The sequence below is a fragment of the Halopseudomonas sp. genome (assembly GCF_036960865.1).
Classification (GTDB): domain Bacteria; phylum Pseudomonadota; class Gammaproteobacteria; order Pseudomonadales; family Pseudomonadaceae; genus Halopseudomonas.
In genome coordinates, this window is the sequence record NZ_JBALWE010000001.1 from 361,307 (window position 1) to 380,236 (window position 18,930).

Consider the following 18,930-nt stretch of genomic DNA (forward strand, 5'->3'; position numbering starts at 1 on the left):
TCAGGATTTGGATGAGTCCTGCGGTCCTTGAGTCACGACCTCGAGCTGCTTCTCCAGCTGCTGAACCCGTTTGGCCAGCGCATCGAGTTGTCGAATGCGCGCGGCACTCTTCTTCCATTCAGCGGCTGGCTGCATAGCCGTACCAGAGGAGTAGGCACCAGGCTCAGTGATAGAGCGAGTCACCATGGTCATGCCGCTAACGAAGACATTATCACAGACCTCGATATGCCCGACCATACCGACGCCACCCGCGATCATGCAGTGTTTGCCGATCCGCGTGCTGCCGGAAATCCCCACACAGGCCGCCATTGCCGTGTGGTCACCAATTTGCACGTTGTGAGCGATCTGAATCTGGTTGTCGAGCTTCACGCCGTTACCGATCAGGGTGTTAGCTAAAGCTCCACGGTCGATCGTGGTATTGGCACCGATTTCCACGTCATCGCCAATGTGCACACCACCGATCTGGGCGATTTTCTGCCAGCTTCCGGCGTCATTGGCAAAGCCGAAGCCTTCGGAGCCGATCACCGCGCCGGACTGGACTACCACGCGCTCGCCAATGATCACATCATGATAAAGCGTAACTCGGGGCGCCAGCCAGCCGCCCGCCCCAATCCGTGAGCGCGCACCAACAAAGCAGTGAGCCCCCAGGGACACGCCAGCACCGATGCACGCACCGGCAGCGATCACAGCGCCAGGACCGATGCTGGCGCTGGGATCAACCTGCGCATCCTCGGCCACAACAGCGGTAGGGTGGATACCGGCCTCAGCCTGGGGCTTGGGATCAAACTGGTGTGACAGACTGGCATAGCTCAGGTAGGGGTCACGCACAATCAGAGCGTTGCCGGAGAAGCCATCAGCGTCAGCTTCAGTGAGAAGCACTGCGCCAGCGCTACTGCCAGCCAGAAACTTTCGGTACTGGCTGTTGGCAAGGAACGCCAGCTGACCTGGCTCCGCGTCCTGCAGCGTAGCCAACCCCGTAATGACAAGGTCGGGATCACCAAGCAAACGCGCGCCAAGCTGTTCCGCCAGGCGCGCGAGTGTGAAGCGGTTATTGCCGGTCATGGCAACAGATCAGCGAGAGCTGTTCAGGCGTTCGATCACCTGACGGGTGATGTCGAACTCCGGCTTGACTTCAACCACGCCGCCACGGTCCAGCACCAGATCATAGTTGCCGCTCTTGAGGATGGTCTCAACTGCCGAGTCCAGCTTAGGCTTCAGCGCCTCCAGCATTTCGCGATCAGACAGGGCCTTGGCCTCGTTCAGCTCCTTGGACTGCACCTGAAACTCACGGGCCTTCTGGCGGAATTCCAGCTCCAGCTTTTCACGTTCACTCTGATTCAATTGCGCGCCGTCACGCTGCAGACGTTCCTGTAGGCGCTTGGCCTCGGCTTCCAGATTCTTCAGACGCTGCAGTTGTGCGCCGAATTTCTTTTCTGCATCAACGGAGTATTTCTTGGCCGCATCCGACTCCAACAGAGCCATCTGGTAGTCCAATACGGCAATCTTCATTTCGGCGGCGGCCTCAAAACTGACCAGCGCCAGCAGCGACAATACTGTCACGCGAATAAACTTACCCACTCTAATACTCCCGATTGCACTTCGTTGATTGTCTGGAATCAGAACGTCTGACCCAGAGTGAACTGGAACACCTGTGTATCATCCTCAGACTGACTGTTCAGCGGCATACCCAGACTGAAACCCAGCGGGCCCAGCGCTGTCAGCCAGGACAACCCAACACCCACGCTGTAGCGCAAATCCGCCAGCTCGACATCGCCACAACCCGGGTTGTCTTCCCCGTTAAGCAATACCGAGTTGGAACAATAGGTATCGTAAACGTTACCCACATCGAGGAACAGTACCGTGCGTAGAGAACGCTGATCCTTTACGAAGGGCGCCGGAAAGATAACCTCAGCGCCACCGGTGATTTTGATATTACCGCCAAAGGGCAGCTGATCCTGGTCCGGGTCAGCCGCGGCTGGCGTGCTCTTGGGCCCCAGAGTGCTGTCTTCATAGCCGCGCACCGAGCCGATACCACCGGCGTAGTAGTGCTCGTAGAAAGGCATTTGCTCAGTCGAGCCAAAGCCCTTGCCGAAGCCCAGATCCGTATGCAGGCGCAGGGTAAGGTCGTCGGTCATGGCAAAGAAACGTTGCGCGCGGTAATCCAGGGTGTAGAAGCTCAGATCACTGCCCGGTATCGAGATGTCAAAACCGACATTCTGCGAATAACCACGATCCGGGAACACACCACGGTTCAAGGTGTTCTGCGACCAGGAACTGTTGAAGAAGAAGTTGGTGAAGCTGTCACCTTCCTTGTCGAGGAAGTTGACGATCTCCTGCACAGTATAGGTACCGGTTTTCAGCTCATCCCGTTGTGCGCTCAGACCAAAGGACACACGCGAGTTGTCGCTGATCGGGTAACCCAGGTTGAAGCCACCACCGAAGGAGTCAACCGCGTAGCTGGAAATGTCGACATTCAGCTCATCGTAATCGGTAGTGCGATAGAACGCGTTGTAGCCCAGGCTGATACCATCGACCGTGAAATAGGGGTCCATGTAGCCGTAGGAAAGCGACGTCTGGTAATCGGAACGATTGGCGCCGATGGAAACGCGGTTACCGGTGCCGAAAAAGTTGTTCTGACTGATAGAGCCACCCAGGATGATACCCGAGCTCTGCGAGAAACCTAGACTGGCGGTGACCGAACCAGAAGGTTGCTCCTCTACCGTGTAGTTCACGTCCACCATATCTTCGGCGCCAGGCACCGGCACGGTCTCGACGTTCACTTCCTTGAAGTAACCCAGGCGCTCCAGACGAGTCTTGGACTCATCGATCAGGTAGGTTGAGGCCCAGCCGGCTTCCATCTGACGCATTTCCCGGCGCAGCACCTGATCATCGGTCTTGGTGTTGCCACGGAAGTTGATGCGGTTGACGTAGGCGCGCTTACCCGGATCAACGTAGAAAGTGACAGACACAGTCTTGTCATCTTCATGAATCTCGGGGATGCCGTTGACGTTAGCGAAGGTATAACCCTCGTTACCCAAGCGACGGCTGATCAGATCGGAAGTGGAGGTCACTACCTGACGTGAAAACACCTGCTGCGGCTCGATCAGCATCAGCCGCTTGATCTCGGCCTCGCCTACCACCAGATCACCGGACAGACGGACATCACGAATGGTGTAACGATCACCCTCGTTGATGTTGACGGTGATGTAGACGTGCTTCTTGTCCGGAGTGATGGACACTTGAGTAGAGGCCACATCCATGTTGATGTAACCGCGGTCAAGGTAGTAAGAGCGCAGACGTTCGAGGTCGCCCGCCAGTTTTTCACGCGAATACTTGTCGTCGCTGCGCAGGAAGGACAGCCAGCCACTGGATTTCAGCTCGAACAGGTCAACCAGATCTTCGGTTTCATAAACGGTGTTGCCCACCACGTTGATGTGCGCAATGGAGGCAATCGAGCCTTCATCCACAATAATCTTTAGCGCCACGCGGTTACGCGGTTCGGGAATGACCTGGGTTTCGATATCGGCCGAATAACGGCCCTGGGAGACGTACTGGCGGAGCAGTTCGTTACGCACACCTTCCAGTGTGGCGCGTTGGAAAATCTCACCTTCAGACAAGCCCGCTGCGCTCAAGCCCTTGAGCAGATCTTCGCTCTTGATCGCCTTGTTGCCTTCCAGCTCGATCGAGGAAATGGAGGGTCGCTCCACAACGTTGATCACCAGCACATCGCCGTCACGACCCAACTGGATATCCTGGAAGAAGCCCGTGCGAAACAGTGCTCGGGTGGCCTCGACCAGCTCCTGGTCGTCTACCTGATCGCCAATATTCAATGGCAGCGCACCAAACACGCTGCCGGCGGAGACCCGTTGCAACCCATTGACGCGGATATCAGAGATCTGGAAGGCGTCGGCAAAAGCTCCCGGCGCCAGAAGTATCAGTAGAAGCGCAGGCAATAGGTAACGTTTCATGAAATCCGTTCTGAATAGCTGGTTAAAATCGTGTCACCCACGCGGGTGACTCATGTTCAGGCAATCTTGCGATCAATCAACCGCCAAGGCGACTTATATCGTTATAAATGGCAAACAGCATCACCCCAACAATCAGGCTGAGCCCAATCTGCAGACCCCAGGTCTGAATCCGCTCCGAAAGCGGCTTGCCGCGAATCCACTCCGCGACGTAATACACCAGATGGCCACCATCGAGCACGGGCACCGGCAGCAGATTCAATACACCCAGACTGATACTCAGATAGGCAATGAAGCTGAGGAAGCTTTCCAGTCCTGACTTGGCTGAAGCGCCCGCCACTTTAGCAATGGTTATCGGGCCACTCAAGTTTTTTGCCGAGACCAGCCCGGTGAGCATTTTCTTCAGCGAATCAAGCGTCAACGCCGTCATATCCCAGGTTTTACCCAGTGCCACAGGTATTGCCATAAGTGGGTTATGGTGAATCTCGCGGCGCATATCGGCAGGCCATTCAAAGGCATCTACGCCTGCACCGATATAACCTACGACGACGTCGTTCTGCGCTTTGGCTGCCGGGGTAAGATTAAGTTCCAACTGCCGACCATCACGCTCAACGCTGATTTGCAGCTCGCGCTGCGCGCTCGCCTGGATGGCGGGCACCACCTCCGCCACCCAGTCACTGACCACCTTGCCGTCCACAGCAATGATCAGATCACCGGGCTGCAGACCGGCGCTAGCGGCCGCACCGCCCTCTTCAACCTGACCAATACGCGGCGGAACTTTCGGCTGCCAGCTGCTCAAACCCAGCGCCGACAGGGGCTCCGGCTCTTGCGCCCCTTTCAGCCAGTCGTCCAGCTTGACCTGATAATGCTGCACTGCGCCGCCCGCGTGCTCCCGCGCCTGCACATCGAGCACACCAGTCTCACCCAGGCGCCGGATCAACTGCAGGTTGACTTCGTGCCAGCTGGGCGTAGAGGCGCCGTCAATGGCAACCAGTTCCAGGTTCTCGTGCAGCCCGGCTCGCGCCGCCGGGGTATCCGGGGTTACCGGGCCAAGCACCGGCACCACAGTAGTCACGCCCAGCACCGCAATCAGCCAAAAAGCAGCAATCGCCAGCAGAAAGTTGGCAATGGGGCCCGCCGCAACTATGGCTATACGCTGCCCGACCGGTTTGCGATTGAAGGCTTGCTCCAGCTCCGCAGCCGGCACGGGCGCTTCGCGCTCATCCAGCATCTTGACGTAGCCGCCCAGGGGAATTGCAGCTATGGCGTACTCGGTACCCTGCCGATCACGCCAGCTATACAAGGCGGGACCAAAACCGATTGAGAAGCGCAAGACCTTGACGCCGCAACGGCGGGCGACCCAGAAATGGCCGTACTCATGAATGGTGACCAGCAGCCCCAATGCAACAATGGTAGCCAACAGGGTAAACAGCAGTTCCATTCAGCGTGACCTCATGTGAATTCAGAGCGGAAACAGCGGTACCGACTCAGTCGCGCGCCGCCAGCCAGCGCTCGGCGTGTTCGCGCGCGCTTCGGTCGGCCAGCAGGATATGATCCAAATCCTGCACCGCTTCGCCCGGCATGGCGTTCAGTGCGTGTTCGATCATAACAGGGATATCGGTAAAGCCCATACGACCGGAAAGGAAAGCGGCAACCGCTACCTCATTTGCCGCGTTGAGAGTGGCGCAGGTGGTCCCCCCACTAGCCGCCGCCTGACGTGCCAGACGCAAACAGGGGAAGCGCAGATCGTCAGGCGCCTGAAAGTCCAGTTGTGCGATCGTCAATAGATCCAGCGCACTGACGCCCGAATCAATACGCCGCGGCCACGCCAGGGCATGTGCTATGGGCGTACGCATGTCCGGATTGCCCAGCTGAGCGAGCACCGAACCATCGACGTAATCCACCAGCGAATGCACCACGCTTTGCGGATGCACCACTACCTCTATCTGGTCAGGACGAGCATCGAACAACCAGCAGGCCTCGATCAGCTCCAACCCTTTGTTCATCATGCTGGCGGAATCAACCGAAATCTTCTGCCCCATCGACCAGTTGGGATGAGCGCAGGCCTGTGCAGGGGTAACACCGGCCAATTGTTCAATGCTGAACTCGCGAAACGGACCGCCGGATGCCGTCAGCAATATCCGGCGCACACCGACCCGCGCCAGACCCTGTGCGTAGTTGGCCGGCATGCACTGAAAGATGGCGTTGTGCTCGCTGTCGATCGGCAACAACTGGGCGCCCGAATCACGTACCGCCTGCATGAAGAGCGCGCCGGACATCACCAGCGCTTCTTTGTTGGCCAACAACACACGCTTGCCTGCCTGCACCGCCGCCAGCGTAGGGCGCAAACCGGCTGCTCCGACGATCGCAGCCATGACCACGTCAACATCGGGCGCGGCCGCCACATCGTTCAGCGCCTGCTCACCATAAACAACCTCAGTTGCCAGGCCGTGCTCACGTAATTTTTGCTGCAATGCCGCCGCCTGGGCGGCGTCCGCGACAACGGCATACGCTGGCCGGTGCGCCAGGCACTGCTCAGCCAGCACAGTCATACGGCTATGACCACTCAGCGCATACACTGAGTATTGCTCCGGATAACGAGCGATGACATCCAGGGTACTGACACCGATAGACCCCGTCGCACCCAGCACACTAACCCGCGAGACGGTCACGCCAGGTAGCTCCCGAGCAACAGCCAGCAAGCAACAAACATGGGAATGGCAGCGGTCAGACTATCGATGCGATCAAGCACACCGCCATGGCCCGGCAACAGGTTGCTACTATCCTTGATGCCCTCCTCGCGCTTGAACAGACTTTCGGTCAGATCGCCGACAACGGACACCAGCACCACCAGAGCGGCGCCCAACAGACCAAGCGCGATGGCACCAGCACCCCATCCCAGATAAAGCATGGCCACCAGCGCCAGCAGCTCGCTAAACAGCAATCCCCCAAGCAGCCCTTCGCGGGTTTTGCCAGGGCTAACATTCGGCATCAATTTGGTGCGGCCAAAGGTTTTGCCGGCAAAGTAGGCGCCAATGTCTGCGGCCCACACCAGAATCAGCAGACTGAAAATAAGCCATAGGCCAAACTCCTGGGCGCGCAACCAGACCAGGCCAGCCCAGGCCGGTAGCAATATCAGCAACCCGAACAACTGCCGCACAAAGCTGCCCTTCCAGATGCCACTGCCAGACGGGTAACGCAGGATCATCACGCTCGCGAGCAACCACCATAGCAGCGCCGGAATCACGTAATACACCACAGGCCACTGGTCGCGATACAAGCCCACCATGAGCAGACCCAGGGTTAGCGCATAGACAACACGGCCACTCTGACGGGTTTCACCGCACAGACGCGCCCATTCCCAGCCACCAAGCGCCACCACCGCACCAATAAACAAGGCAAACCAGCCACCCTGTAACAACACAAAACCGGCGCCAGCCAGAGGCGCCAGAATCACAGCGGTTATTACGCGTTGTTTAAGCATCAGGACTCCGCAGCAATCTGTTCGCTGGTTTTACCGAAACGGCGCTGCCGACAAGAGAAGTCAGCCAGGGCTTCACGCAAGGCGTCCTGCTTGAAGTCCGGCCAGAACAAATCGGAAAAATAAAATTCGGCGTAAGCAAATTGCCACAGCAGAAAATTGCTGATGCGCTTCTCGCCACCGGTACGGATGCACAGGTCAGGTAATGGCAGGTTCGCGGTAGACAACCTCGCTTCGATATCCTGCTCGGTAATGCTGCTGGCGTCCCGTGCACCACTGGCCGCCTCCGCCGCTAGCTGACGAACAGCCTGCGTCACGTCCCACTGCCCGCCATAGTTGGCGGCGACCACCAGCGTCAAGCGTCGGCCAGCTGCTGTACTCTCCTCGGCCTTGGTCATCGCCTGCTGCAACTCAGGCGCAAAACGGCTGCGATCACCAATGATCTGCAAGCGCACGCCGTTCTCACGCAGCTTGCGCACTTCACGCCGCAAAGCACCGAGAAACAGCTCCATCAACGCGCCCACTTCATCTTCCGGACGTCGCCAGTTTTCACTGGAAAAGGCAAACAGCGTCAGCACCTCAACGCCATCCTCGATGCACACTTCAATCATCGCCTTGACTGCATCGACGCCGGCCTTGTGGCCAGCGACACCAGGCAGAAAGCGCTTGCGCGCCCAGCGGTTGTTGCCATCCATGATGATGGCAACGTGTCGAGGGACGGCGGCCGCTTGTGCGCCGCTACTGCTATTGTTATTCATGCCTGGTCCGCGCAACAAATGACCATCAGATGGCCATCAGATCCTTTTCCTTGGCTTCCAGCGCCTTGTCGACTTCCGCAATGTACTTGTCGGTCAGCTTCTGTACGTCGTCAGCGGCGCGACGCTCTTCGTCTTCGCTGATTTCCTTCTCTTTCTGCAAATCCTTCAACTGACTGAGCGCATCGCGGCGAATGTTACGCACTGCGACACGTGCATTCTCAGCCTCGGCGCGCGCCTGCTTGGTGTAGCCCTTGCGAGTTTCTTCAGTCAAGGCGGGCATAGGTACGCGAATGGTAGTGCCCGCAGTGGCCGGGTTAAGACCCAGGTCTGAGGTCATGATGGCCTTCTCAACCGCCTGAATCAGACTGCGATCGAATACACTCAGGGCCAGGGTGCGAGAGTCTTCCACGTTAACGTTGGCTACCTGACGCAGCGGTGTGTCCGCGCCGTAGCAATTAACCATAACGCTATCCAGAATGCTGGGATGTGCGCGTCCGGTGCGAATCTTGGCAAAGGCCGTGCCCAAAGACTCAACCGACTTACCCATGCGCTCCTGCGCATCCTTCTTGATTTCGTTGATCATTTCTCAACCCTCGATCAATGTTCCTTCGGCGCTGCCCACTACCGCATTCAGCAACGCCCCTGGCTTGTTCATGTTAAACACCCGCAAAGGCATCTTGTGGTCGCGAATCAGACAGATCGCGGTCAGGTCCATCACTTCCAGCTTCAGATCCAGCACTTGATCGTAGCTCAGGCTGTCGAAGCGTTCGGCGTTGGGGTCCTTCATCGGGTCGGCGTTGTAGACGCCATCTACCTTGGTGGCCTTGAGCACCAGATCCGCGTCCACTTCGATGCCGCGCAAACAGGCGGCAGTGTCGGTGGTGAAGAACGGATTACCGGTACCGGCGGAGAATATTACCACGTCACCCCCAGCGAGGTAGCGCATTGCCTTGCGGCGGTCGTAATGCTCGGTCACGCCTTCCATGGTAATGGCCGACATGACGCGGGTCTGGATATTGGAACGTTCCAGCGAATCGCGCATGGCCAGGCCGTTCATAACGGTCGCCAGCATCCCCATGTGATCACCAGTAACACGGTCCATACCAGCACTGTGCAACGCAGCGCCACGGAACAGGTTGCCACCCCCGATCACTAGACCGACCTGCACACCGATACCGATCAACTGACCGATTTCCAGCGACATGCGATCCAGCACCTTGGGATCAATACCGAAACCTTCAGTTCCCATCAGGGCTTCGCCGCTGAGTTTGAGAAGAATGCGTTTGTACTTGGGTTGGCGGCTGCTGGGTACCTGGGCCATGCTTTACTCTCCTGCGCTGGAATGGAGAAACACTCAACAAGTTCCACCAGACAATGAGGGGCGGGCACTTGTTCAGTATTTCTTGAAAAAGAGGCTTCACGCCTGCGCGGGAAGCCTCTTCGGTCAACCTGTTCGCAGCAACCCGGAGGCTGCTGCGGTGCACGGGTCAGAGTGCACTATATCCTACTTACTGCTTGGAAGCGGCCAGCTGTGCAGCCACCTCGGCAGCGAAGTCGACTTCAGCACGCTCGATGCCCTCGCCCACTTCAAAACGTACAAAGGAAACCACTTCAGCACCGGCTTTCTTGGCCAGCTCGCCCACTTTGACGTCCGGATCCTTGATGAAAGCTTGCTCAACCAGGCTGCCCTCGGCCAGGAACTTGTTGATACGGCCCTTGACCATATTCTCAACAATATTGTCCGGCTTGCCGGCGATCTTGTCGGCGTTCAGCGCCAGGAAAATTTCCTTTTCCTTGGCGATAGCGTCTTCAGACACCTGCGAAGGATCAAGGAACTGCGGGTTGCTGGCGGCAACGTGCATGGCGATGTCACGTGCCAACTCTTCGTCGCCACCCTTGAGGGTGACCACAACACCAATACGGTGACCGTGCAGATAGGCGCCGACCACATCACCTTCAACGCGGGTCAGACGACGGATATTGACGTTCTCACCGGTCTTGGCAACCAGCGCTTCGCGGGCTGGCTCCTGATCTGCGATCAGCGGCGCAGCGTCGGTATAGCCGGCTTCAACCGCCTTCTCCAGACTGGCAGCAACGAATGCCTTGAAATCGTCCTGCAGCGCCAGAAAGTCGGTCTGTGAGTTGACTTCGATAATGACGGCAGACTTGTTGTCGGCAGCAACCTTGGCAGCAATGGCGCCTTCGGCAGCGATATTGCCGGCCTTCTTGGCCGCTTTGATGGCGCCGGAAGCGCGCATGTCATCAATCGCCTTTTCGATATCGCCTTCAGCGGCAACCAGTGCCTTCTTGCACTCCATCATGCCCTGGCCGGTGCGCTCGCGCAGTTCTTTAACCATGGCTGCAGAAATCTGTGACATGAAATAATCCTCTAGATTACTTTGACTGTGGGCAGGCCCGAAGCAGTAAACAGGGCCGCCGTATCATGTTGCGTTCAGGATATTGCAAAAAGGGGGCAAAGCCCCCTTTTTTACGGCATGTACCTAGCCGCGTGCACCTCAGCCTTCAGAGGCTTCCGGCGCAGCTTCTTCGACGAACTCGTCGGCGCCGCCAGCGTTGTTCTTGCCGCGCAGTACTGCGTCAGCAACGGCCGCTGCGTACAGCTTGATGGCGCGGATGGCGTCATCGTTACCGGGGATGACGTAATCGATGCCGTCCGGGCTGCTGTTGGTATCGACGATACCGATGACCGGAATGCCCAGCTTGTTGGCTTCGGTGATGGCAATGCGCTCGTGCTCAACATCGATCACGAACAGAGCATCAGGCAGGCCGCCCATGTCCTTGATACCACCCAGACCGCGATCCAGCTTTTCCAGGTCGCGTGAGCGCATCAGTGCTTCTTTTTTGGTCAGCTTGGCGAAAGTACCGTCCTGAGACTGGACTTCCAGATCGCGCAGGCGCTTGATGGACTGACGAATGGTCTTGTAGTTGGTGAGCATGCCGCCCAACCAGCGGTGATCAACGTAAGGCTGACCGGCACGGGTCGCTTCATCAGCAATGATCTTGCTGGCAGCGCGCTTGGTGCCTACGAACAGAACCTTGTTCTTACCGGATGCCAGTTTCTCAACGAAGCTCAGGGCGTCGTGGAACATCGGCATGGTTTTTTCAAGGTTGATGATGTGAATCTTGTTACGAGCGCCGAAAATGAACTTGCCCATTTTCGGGTTCCAGTAACGGGTCTGGTGGCCGAAGTGCGCACCGGCCTTCAGCATGTCACGCATAGAGACTTGGGTCATGATAACTCCATCATAAGTCGGGTTTGGCCTCCACGTATCCCAATGTCCAACCCCGAGGGGCACCCAGGACACCGTGTCGATACGTGTGCGGATTAAGGTTCACCCAAGCAAAAAACCGGTTGGAAAATCGGGTGTTTGCTCAGGCGCGGCGCTTTATACCATATATAGCCCGGCGAATAAAGTTCCGCCGCCAGGAGGCATCATTGCAGGCCGCCTCAACAGCCGCGCCGAGGTCTGTTAGAATCCGGGGTTTGTCACTGCGCCTGCTGGCGTCTAATCAAGAGAATCCTGTCATGACCGTATCCATCAAGACCCCGGAAGACATCGCCGGCATGCGCATCGCCGGGCGCCTGGCGGCTGAGGTGTTGGAGATGATCGGCGAATACGTCAAGCCTGGCGTTACCACCGAAGAGCTCGACCGCATTTGCCACGACTACATCGTCAACGTCCAGCAGGCCATTCCGGCGCCGCTGAACTATGGCGGCGCGCCGGGTCGCATGCCCTTCCCCAAATCCATCTGCACTTCGATCAACCACGTCGTTTGTCATGGCATCCCGAACGAGAAGCCGCTGAAAAACGGCGATGCGCTGAATATCGACGTGACGGTGATCAAGGATGGCTACCACGGCGATACCAGCAAGATGTTCATCGTGGGCGAGGCGCCTGAATGGGTCGGACGGCTGGCGCGGGTTACCCAGGAGTGTCTCTATAAGGGAATTTCCGTGGTGCGCCCCGGCGCACGCCTTGGCGATATCGGCCAGGTGATTCAGGATCATGCCCATGCCAACCACTACAGCGTCGTCCGCGAATACTGCGGCCACGGTATTGGCAAGGTATTCCATGAAGACCCGCAGGTGCTGCATTATGGCCGCGCAGGTACCGGCATGGAGCTGAAGGAAGGCATGACCTTCACCATCGAGCCGATGATCAACCAAGGCCGTGCAGAGACTCGCCTGCTGGGCGACAACTGGACCGCGATCACCAAGGATCGCAAGTTGTCAGCGCAGTGGGAGCACACGATCCTGGTCACCGCTGACGGTTACGAAGTACTCACCCGCCGCAGCGAAGAATCCTTTCAATAGCAGTAGCAGCCAGTCACTGCCGGGGCCGCTCAACGCCAAGGATAAATACGATGGATAACGCGCTTTTCGATCCGGGCCAGTTTCAGGCGGAACTGGCATTAAAGAGCAGCCCGATCGGCGCCTTCAAAAAGGCGATCAGGCATGCCGACGGCGTGTTACAGAGCCGCTTTGAGGGCGGTCGCGACATCCGTCAACTGATCCATGAGCGCGCCTGGTTTACCGACCAGATTTTGCAGCAGGCCTGGGCCCAGCTCGATTGCGCCAAGGACCCGGGCATAGCCTTGCTGGCTGTCGGTGGCTACGGCCGGGGCGAGTTGCATCCACACTCGGATATCGACCTGCTGATTCTGGTGCGCGACGACGCAGAAGCGTTCCGCGCTTCGATCGAGACTTTCCTGATGCTGCTTTGGGACATTGGCCTGGAAGTCGGCCAGAGTGTGCGCACCATCGACGACTGCCAACAGGAAGCCAAAGCCGACCTGACCATCATTACTAACCTGATGGAATCCCGCACCCTGGCCGGAGACGAGGCCCTGCGTCAGGGCATGCTGAGCGCGATCAGCACCGAGCATATGTGGAGCGACGCCGAATTCTTCCGCGCCAAACGGGCCGAGCAACAGGCACGTCACGCCAAGTTCAACGACACCGAGTACAACCTCGAGCCAAACGTAAAGAGCTCGCCGGGCGGTCTGCGCGACATTCAGACCATTGCCTGGGTGGCGCTACGCCACTTTGGCACCAATGATTTGCGTGAACTGGTTGACCAGGGCTTCCTCAACGAGCCCGAGTACAGCATTCTCGCCTCAGGCCGTGATTTTCTCTGGCAGGTGCGCTTTGCCCTGCACAACCTGGCCGGGCGTGCCGAAGACCGCCTGCTGTTTGACCATCAGCGCGCGCTGGCCAAGATGCTGGGCTATGAAGGCAACGACAGCAAGCTGGCGGTCGAGCGCTTCATGCAGAAGTACTACCGGGTGGTGATGTCGCTATCGCAACTCAACGACCTGCTGATGCAGCATTTTGAAGAGATTCTGCTGCGCGACGCCGAAGCGGCGGATATTCGGCCCCTCAACAGCCGCTTTCAGATTCGCAACCATTACATCGAAGTCACCAACCCCAACGTCTTCAAGCGCACGCCTTTCGCCATTCTGGAAATATTTGTACTCATGGCGCAGCACCCGGAAATTCGCGGCGTGCGCGCCGACAGCATTCGTCTGCTGCGCGATCATCGTCACCTGATCGATGATGATTTCCGTAGCGATATCCGCAATACCAGCCTGTTTATCGAGCTGTTCCGTTGCAAGGAAGGCATCCACCGCAACCTGCGCAGAATGAACCGCTACGGCATTCTTGGCCGCTACCTGCCGGAATTCGGCAAGATCGTGGGCCAGATGCAGCATGATCTATTCCACATCTACACGGTGGACGCGCACACGCTTAACCTGATCAAGCACCTGCGCAAGCTCAGTTGGCCCGAATACCAGGACCGCTACCCGCTGGCCTGGCGCATTTTCTGTCGCCTGCCAAAGCCCGATTTGCTGTACATCGCCGGGCTGTATCACGACATTGCCAAGGGCCGCGGCGGTGACCACTCCGAGCTGGGCGCCGTGGATGCAGAGCTGTTCTGCAGCCGTCACCACCTGCCCGCCTGGGACACCCATCTGATCGCCTGGCTGGTGGAGAACCACCTGGTGATGTCGACCACCGCACAGCGCAAGGATATTTCCGACCCGCTGGTGATTCACGACTTCGCTGTACAGATGGGCAACCAGGTGCGTCTCGACTACCTCTACGTGCTGACCATCGCTGACATCAACGCCACCAACCCCACACTATGGAATTCCTGGCGTGCCTCACTGCTACGCCAGCTGTATACCGAAACCAAGCGCGCGCTGCGCCGCGGCCTGGACAACCCGCCGGACCGCGACGAGCACATCCGCCAGACTCAGCAAGCGGCCCTGGATATTCTGGTACGCAACGGCATCGAGGAAGAGGACGCCGAAGCGCTCTGGTCCGAACTGGGTGACGACTACTTCCTGCGCCATACCGCCAGCGACGTGGCCTGGCACACCGAGGCGATTGTGCAGCACAGCAGCCGTCAGGGGCCGCTGGTACTGATCAAGGAAACCGCGCAGCGCGAGTTCGAGGGTGCTACACAGATCTTTATCTATACCCCCGAGCAGAACGACCTTTTTGCTGCGACCGTGTCAGCCATGGATCAGCTCAACCTGAGCATTCAGGATGCGCGCATCATCACCTCGACCAGCCAGTTCAGTCTCGACACCTACATCGTTCTCGACTCCGACGGCGGCTCGATTGGCGATAATCCCGAACGTATCCGCCAGATCAAGCACGAGCTGATCGACGCTCTGTCCGATCCGGATGCATTCCCGACCATCATCCAGCGCCGCGTACCGCGCCAACTCAAGCATTTTGCCTTTGCCCCCGAGGTCACCATATTCAACGACCCCGGCGGCCAGCACACCATTCTTGAGCTCAGCGCCCCTGACCGTCCGGGTCTGCTGGCCCGCATGGGACGCATTCTGCTGGACTTCGACATCAGCGTGCAGAACGCCAAGATCGTCACTCTGGGCGAGCGCGTAGACGACGTCTTCGTCCTGACCGACGCCGACAACCAGGCGCTCTCCGACCCCGCCCTGTGTGAACGTCTGCAGCAGACCATCATCGATACCCTAAGCAGTACCCAGCCAACCGAGCAGGCGTACAGCAGCCCGATTGCCATTGGCCCCTGAGGATTGTGCATGAATAGTGACCTGCAACGCTTGCAGCCCTACCCCTTTGAAAAGCTGCGCGCGCTGATAGCAGACGTAACCCCCAACCCTGCTCTACGGCCGATTTCCCTGTCGATTGGCGAGCCCAAGCACCCCTCGCCGCCCTTTGTGCTGGAGGCCCTGGCCAACAACCTGGATCAGGCGGCGGTCTACCCCACGACTCAGGGTAAACCCGAGTTGCGCCAGGGTATTGCCGACTGGCTGACCCGCCGCTTCGACCTCAAGCCTGGTAGCCTGGACATTAGTGGCAACATCATCCCGGTGAACGGCACCCGGGAGGCACTGTTTTCCTTTACGCAGGCGCTGGTACAACGCGACCCGCAGGGCCTGGTGGTCAGCCCCAACCCTTTTTATCAGATCTATGAAGGGGCGGCCTTTCTGGCCGGTGTCGAGCCACATTATCTGGCCTGTGATGGCAGCAACGGTTTCATTCCCGACTTTGCCGCGGTACCCGCCGATATCTGGCAACGCTGCCAACTGCTGTTCATCTGCACGCCCGGCAACCCGACCGGCTCGGTCATTCCGCTGGAGACCCTGCAGCAACTGATCAAACTGGCCGACCAATATGACTTTGTCATCGCCTCCGACGAGTGCTACAGCGAGATTTACGCACCCGCCGGCCCGGCGCCGGTAGGCCTGCTGCAAGCCTGCGCCGCCATGGGCCGCGACGACTACGCGCGCTGCGTGGTATTTCACAGCCTGTCCAAGCGCTCCAATCTGCCGGGGCTGCGGTCGGGCTTTGTCGCAGGTGATGCCACCCTGCTCGGACCTTATCTGCAATACCGCACCTACCACGGTTGCGCCATGCCCGTGCAGAGCCAGCTGGCCAGTCTGGCAGCCTGGCAGGACGAGTCGCACGTGGCCGACAACCGTGAGCAATATCAAGCCAAGTTCGACGCCGTGCTGGCCATTCTTGAGCCGGTGATGGAGGTCCAGCGCCCCGATGCCGGCTTCTACCTGTGGCCGGTCACCCCGATTGCCGATGACGTGTTTACCCAACGCCTGCTTGCCGAGCAGAACGTCGCCGTGGTCCCCGGGCGTTACCTTTCACGGGAGATTGATGGTTATAATCCCGGCGCCGGCCGGATTCGCATGGCGCTGGTCGCCCCGTTGAGCGACTGCATCGAAGCCGCCGAGCGCATCCGCGACTTCATCAAGGGCCTGTAAAACGTGATTACCCTTTACGGCATCAAAGCCTGCGACACCATGAAGAAGGCCCGCACCTGGCTGGATGAGCATGGCGTGGATTACGTCTTTCATGACTACAAGAAAGAGGGTATCGACGCCGAGCACCTGAGTGCCTGGTGTGCCGAACACGGCTGGGAAACCCTGCTCAACCGTAAAGGCACGACCTTTCGCAAGCTGGACGAAGCAGACAAAAATGACATCGACACCGACAAGGCCATTGCCCTGATGCAGGCCAACCCTTCGATGATCAAAAGACCGGTACTGGATACCGGCTCACAGCGCCTGGTCGGCTTCAAGCCGGAGTGGTACGCCAGCGCGTTCGACACCAATGCATAGCATCAAAGGAACAACCCCATGAGCGAATGTTTCAGCCTGGCCTTTGGCATCGGCACCCAGAACAGCGCCGGCAACTGGCTTGAGGTTTTTTACCCGCAGCCGCTGCTGAACCCCGATAACGCCCTGATCCAGGTTGTCAGCGAGCAACTCGGCTACAGCGAAGGCAATCAAGCCATCAACTTTGCCGCCAGCCAGTGCGCAGCCCTTGCCGATGCACTCAGTACCGCCGGCTTTGCCGAAGCAGGTGCCCTGGTCGCGCAAATGGCCAACAGTACTCGCCCTCTGGTCGCCACCGTACTGGCCACCGACGAAGCACCCGCCTCGACGCCTGAGGCCTACCTCAAGCTGCACCTGCTTTCACACCGCCTGGTCAAGCCACACGGGGTAGTGCTGGCCGGCATCTTCCCGCTGCTACCGAACGTCGCCTGGACCACCCAGGGCGCCATCGACATCAACGAGCTGCCGCAGCGCCAGATGGCCGCGCGCATGCAGGGCGAATCACTGGTCGTGCACAGCATCGACAAGTTCCCCTCGATGACCGATTACGTCGTGCCTGCCGGCATCCGCATCGCCGACACCGCCCGCGTGCGCCTGGGCGCCTACGTTGGCGAAGGCACCACGGTCATGCACGAGGGCTTCATCAACTTCAACGCCGGTACCGCAGGCACCAGCATGGTGGAAGGCCGCATTTCTGCGGGCGTCTTCGTCGGCAAGGGCTCCGACCTGGGTGGTGGCTGCTCGACCATGGGCACCCTGTCCGGCGGCGGCAACATCGTGATTTCCGTCGGCGAAGGCTGCCTGATCGGCGCCAATGCCGGTATCGGTATCCCGCTGGGCGACCGCTGCACCGTAGAGGCCGGTCTGTACATCACCGCCGGCATCAAGGTCACCTTGCTGGATGACGCCGACAATCTAGTTGAAATCGTCAAAGCACGGGATCTGGCCAATCAGTCCGACCTGCTGTTCCGCCGCAACTCGCAGACTGGCGCCATCGAGTGCAAGACCAACAAGAGCGCGATTCAGCTCAACGACATGCTGCATGCACACAACTGAGTATTTTCTCTAGTCCCTGCTGCCAGTATTAAAAAAGGCCCGCTCCGGCTTCCGGTGCGGGCCCTTTTTTATTGCTTTGGCGAGCTGCTTTCAACGCAAAATACGCTGCACCGCCTGGGCCGCGGCAACCATGCCAAAGGTGGCGGTGACCATGGTGACCGCACCGAAACCGCCAGCACAGTCCAGGCGCACGCCTTCCCCCACAAAAGACTTTTGCTGACACACCGAACCGTCGGGCATCGGGTAACGCAGCTGCTCCTTGGAATACACGCAGGGTACGCCGAAGCTGCGCTTGCTGTCGGCCTTGGGAAAGTTGTGGTCGCGGCGCAATTGCGAGCGCGCCTTGGCGGCCAAGGGGTCGTTGACGGTCTTCGACAGGTCGGAAACGGTGACCTGAGTCGGATCAATCTGCCCACCGGCGCCGCCGGTGGTGATGACGGCCAGCTTGCGCCGGCGGCACCAGGCAATCAGCGCCACCTTGGCCTTGATGCTGTCGATGCAGTCGACCACGCAATCCACGTCGTCGCCCAGATAATCTGCGACATTCGCTGCCGAGACAAAATCCAGCACCGGGTTGACCACACACGCCGGATTGATTGCCCGCAGCCGCTCGGCCATCACTTCGACCTTGGGCCGACCGATATTGCCGTCCATGGCCGGCAACTGGCGATTGGTATTGGTCACACAGACCTCATCCAGATCAATCAGCGTAATCCGGCCAATGCCCGTGCGCCCCAGCGCCTCGGCAACCCAGGTGCCTACACCGCCAATGCCAACAACCACCACATGGCTGGCCTGCAGCCGCGCAAGTGCGTCCACGCCGTACAAGCGTGCTATGCCACCGAAACGTGGATCATCTATTGCCATCTGTACCCCCTGCCATCAGCCGGCAAGTATATCAGCGTGCATGCCCGGCGCGATTGCTCAATAAACAGCCAGATGCTGACAGGCCCCGTCAGACATAGGGCCGGAACAGCTATCCTTGGGTTATCCACAGATTCATCCACGGTATTTGTGCACAAGC

The 18,930-nt window shown here is 58.8% G+C and carries 17 protein-coding genes; 5 read left to right on the forward strand and 12 right to left on the reverse strand.

Annotated elements, in window-relative coordinates:
- The 11 genes from lpxD to rpsB all read right to left on the reverse strand — a co-directional run bounded on the left by lpxD (position 1) and on the right by rpsB (position 11,458).
- Positions 1-1,062: a UDP-3-O-(3-hydroxymyristoyl)glucosamine N-acyltransferase gene (lpxD, locus tag V7747_RS01705; protein ID WP_335614329.1), complete on the reverse strand. Its 1,062-nt coding sequence runs from the start codon at positions 1,060-1,062 to the stop codon at positions 1-3.
- 9 nt (positions 1,063-1,071) lie between these two features.
- The gene (locus V7747_RS01710) at positions 1,072-1,509 is read right to left on the reverse strand and encodes an OmpH family outer membrane protein (protein ID WP_442909169.1); all 438 of its coding nucleotides are present in this window, start codon (positions 1,507-1,509) and stop codon (positions 1,072-1,074) included.
- Between the two features lie 107 nt (positions 1,510-1,616).
- Positions 1,617-3,968 carry an outer membrane protein assembly factor BamA gene (gene bamA, locus V7747_RS01715; RefSeq protein ID WP_335614331.1) on the reverse strand — a complete coding sequence of 784 codons (2,352 nt, stop codon included), beginning with the start codon at positions 3,966-3,968 and terminating at the stop codon, positions 1,617-1,619.
- Positions 3,969-4,044: 76 nt separating this feature from the next.
- Positions 4,045-5,406, reverse strand: coding sequence for an RIP metalloprotease RseP (gene rseP / locus V7747_RS01720; protein ID WP_335614332.1), 1,362 nt, complete (start codon positions 5,404-5,406; stop codon positions 4,045-4,047).
- Between the two features lie 46 nt (positions 5,407-5,452).
- Positions 5,453-6,637, reverse strand: a complete 1,185-nt coding sequence (ispC, locus tag V7747_RS01725; RefSeq protein ID WP_335614333.1) for a 1-deoxy-D-xylulose-5-phosphate reductoisomerase — start codon at positions 6,635-6,637, stop codon at positions 5,453-5,455.
- Complete coding sequence (locus V7747_RS01730; protein ID WP_335614334.1) at positions 6,634-7,449, reverse strand: phosphatidate cytidylyltransferase; 816 nt, start codon at positions 7,447-7,449, stop codon at positions 6,634-6,636. The genes ispC and V7747_RS01730 overlap by 4 nt, the downstream gene beginning before the upstream one ends.
- The gene (uppS, locus tag V7747_RS01735) at positions 7,449-8,204 is read right to left on the reverse strand and encodes a polyprenyl diphosphate synthase (RefSeq protein ID WP_335614335.1); all 756 of its coding nucleotides are present in this window, start codon (positions 8,202-8,204) and stop codon (positions 7,449-7,451) included. The genes V7747_RS01730 and uppS overlap by 1 nt, the downstream gene beginning before the upstream one ends.
- Before the next feature lie 25 nt (positions 8,205-8,229).
- Complete coding sequence (gene frr, locus V7747_RS01740; RefSeq protein WP_335614336.1) at positions 8,230-8,787, reverse strand: ribosome recycling factor; 558 nt, start codon at positions 8,785-8,787, stop codon at positions 8,230-8,232.
- Between the two features lie 3 nt (positions 8,788-8,790).
- Entirely contained in the window at positions 8,791-9,525 is a 735-nt protein-coding gene (pyrH, locus tag V7747_RS01745; RefSeq protein ID WP_092288040.1) for a UMP kinase, read from the reverse strand.
- Positions 9,526-9,712: 187 nt separating this feature from the next.
- Entirely contained in the window at positions 9,713-10,582 is an 870-nt protein-coding gene (gene tsf, locus V7747_RS01750) for a translation elongation factor Ts (RefSeq protein WP_335614337.1), read from the reverse strand.
- Positions 10,583-10,720: 138 nt separating this feature from the next.
- Positions 10,721-11,458: a 30S ribosomal protein S2 gene (gene rpsB / locus V7747_RS01755; protein ID WP_092288038.1), complete on the reverse strand. Its 738-nt coding sequence runs from the start codon at positions 11,456-11,458 to the stop codon at positions 10,721-10,723.
- Between the two features lie 293 nt (positions 11,459-11,751).
- Here rpsB and map point away from each other — a divergent pair, with 293 nt between their 5' ends.
- The 5 genes from map to dapD are packed head-to-tail and all read left to right on the forward strand — an operon-like array spanning position 11,752 to position 17,906.
- The gene (gene map / locus V7747_RS01760) at positions 11,752-12,540 is read left to right on the forward strand and encodes a type I methionyl aminopeptidase (protein ID WP_335614338.1); all 789 of its coding nucleotides are present in this window, start codon (positions 11,752-11,754) and stop codon (positions 12,538-12,540) included.
- A gap of 41 nt (positions 12,541-12,581) precedes the next feature.
- A complete protein-coding gene (locus V7747_RS01765; RefSeq protein WP_335614475.1) occupies positions 12,582-15,290 on the forward strand; it encodes a [protein-PII] uridylyltransferase in 2,709 nt (902 codons plus the stop codon).
- A 9-nt stretch (positions 15,291-15,299) separates the two neighbouring features.
- A complete protein-coding gene (gene dapC, locus V7747_RS01770) occupies positions 15,300-16,496 on the forward strand; it encodes a succinyldiaminopimelate transaminase (protein ID WP_335614339.1) in 1,197 nt (398 codons plus the stop codon).
- 3 nt (positions 16,497-16,499) lie between these two features.
- Positions 16,500-16,853, forward strand: a complete 354-nt coding sequence (locus V7747_RS01775; RefSeq protein ID WP_335614340.1) for an ArsC family reductase — start codon at positions 16,500-16,502, stop codon at positions 16,851-16,853.
- An 18-nt stretch (positions 16,854-16,871) separates the two neighbouring features.
- The gene (dapD, locus tag V7747_RS01780; RefSeq protein WP_335614341.1) at positions 16,872-17,906 is read left to right on the forward strand and encodes a 2,3,4,5-tetrahydropyridine-2,6-dicarboxylate N-succinyltransferase; all 1,035 of its coding nucleotides are present in this window, start codon (positions 16,872-16,874) and stop codon (positions 17,904-17,906) included.
- Positions 17,907-17,996: 90 nt separating this feature from the next.
- Here dapD and tcdA read toward each other — a convergent pair whose 3' ends face one another.
- A complete protein-coding gene (tcdA, locus tag V7747_RS01785; RefSeq protein WP_335614342.1) occupies positions 17,997-18,773 on the reverse strand; it encodes a tRNA cyclic N6-threonylcarbamoyladenosine(37) synthase TcdA in 777 nt (258 codons plus the stop codon).
- Positions 18,774-18,930: the final 157 nt, after the last annotated feature.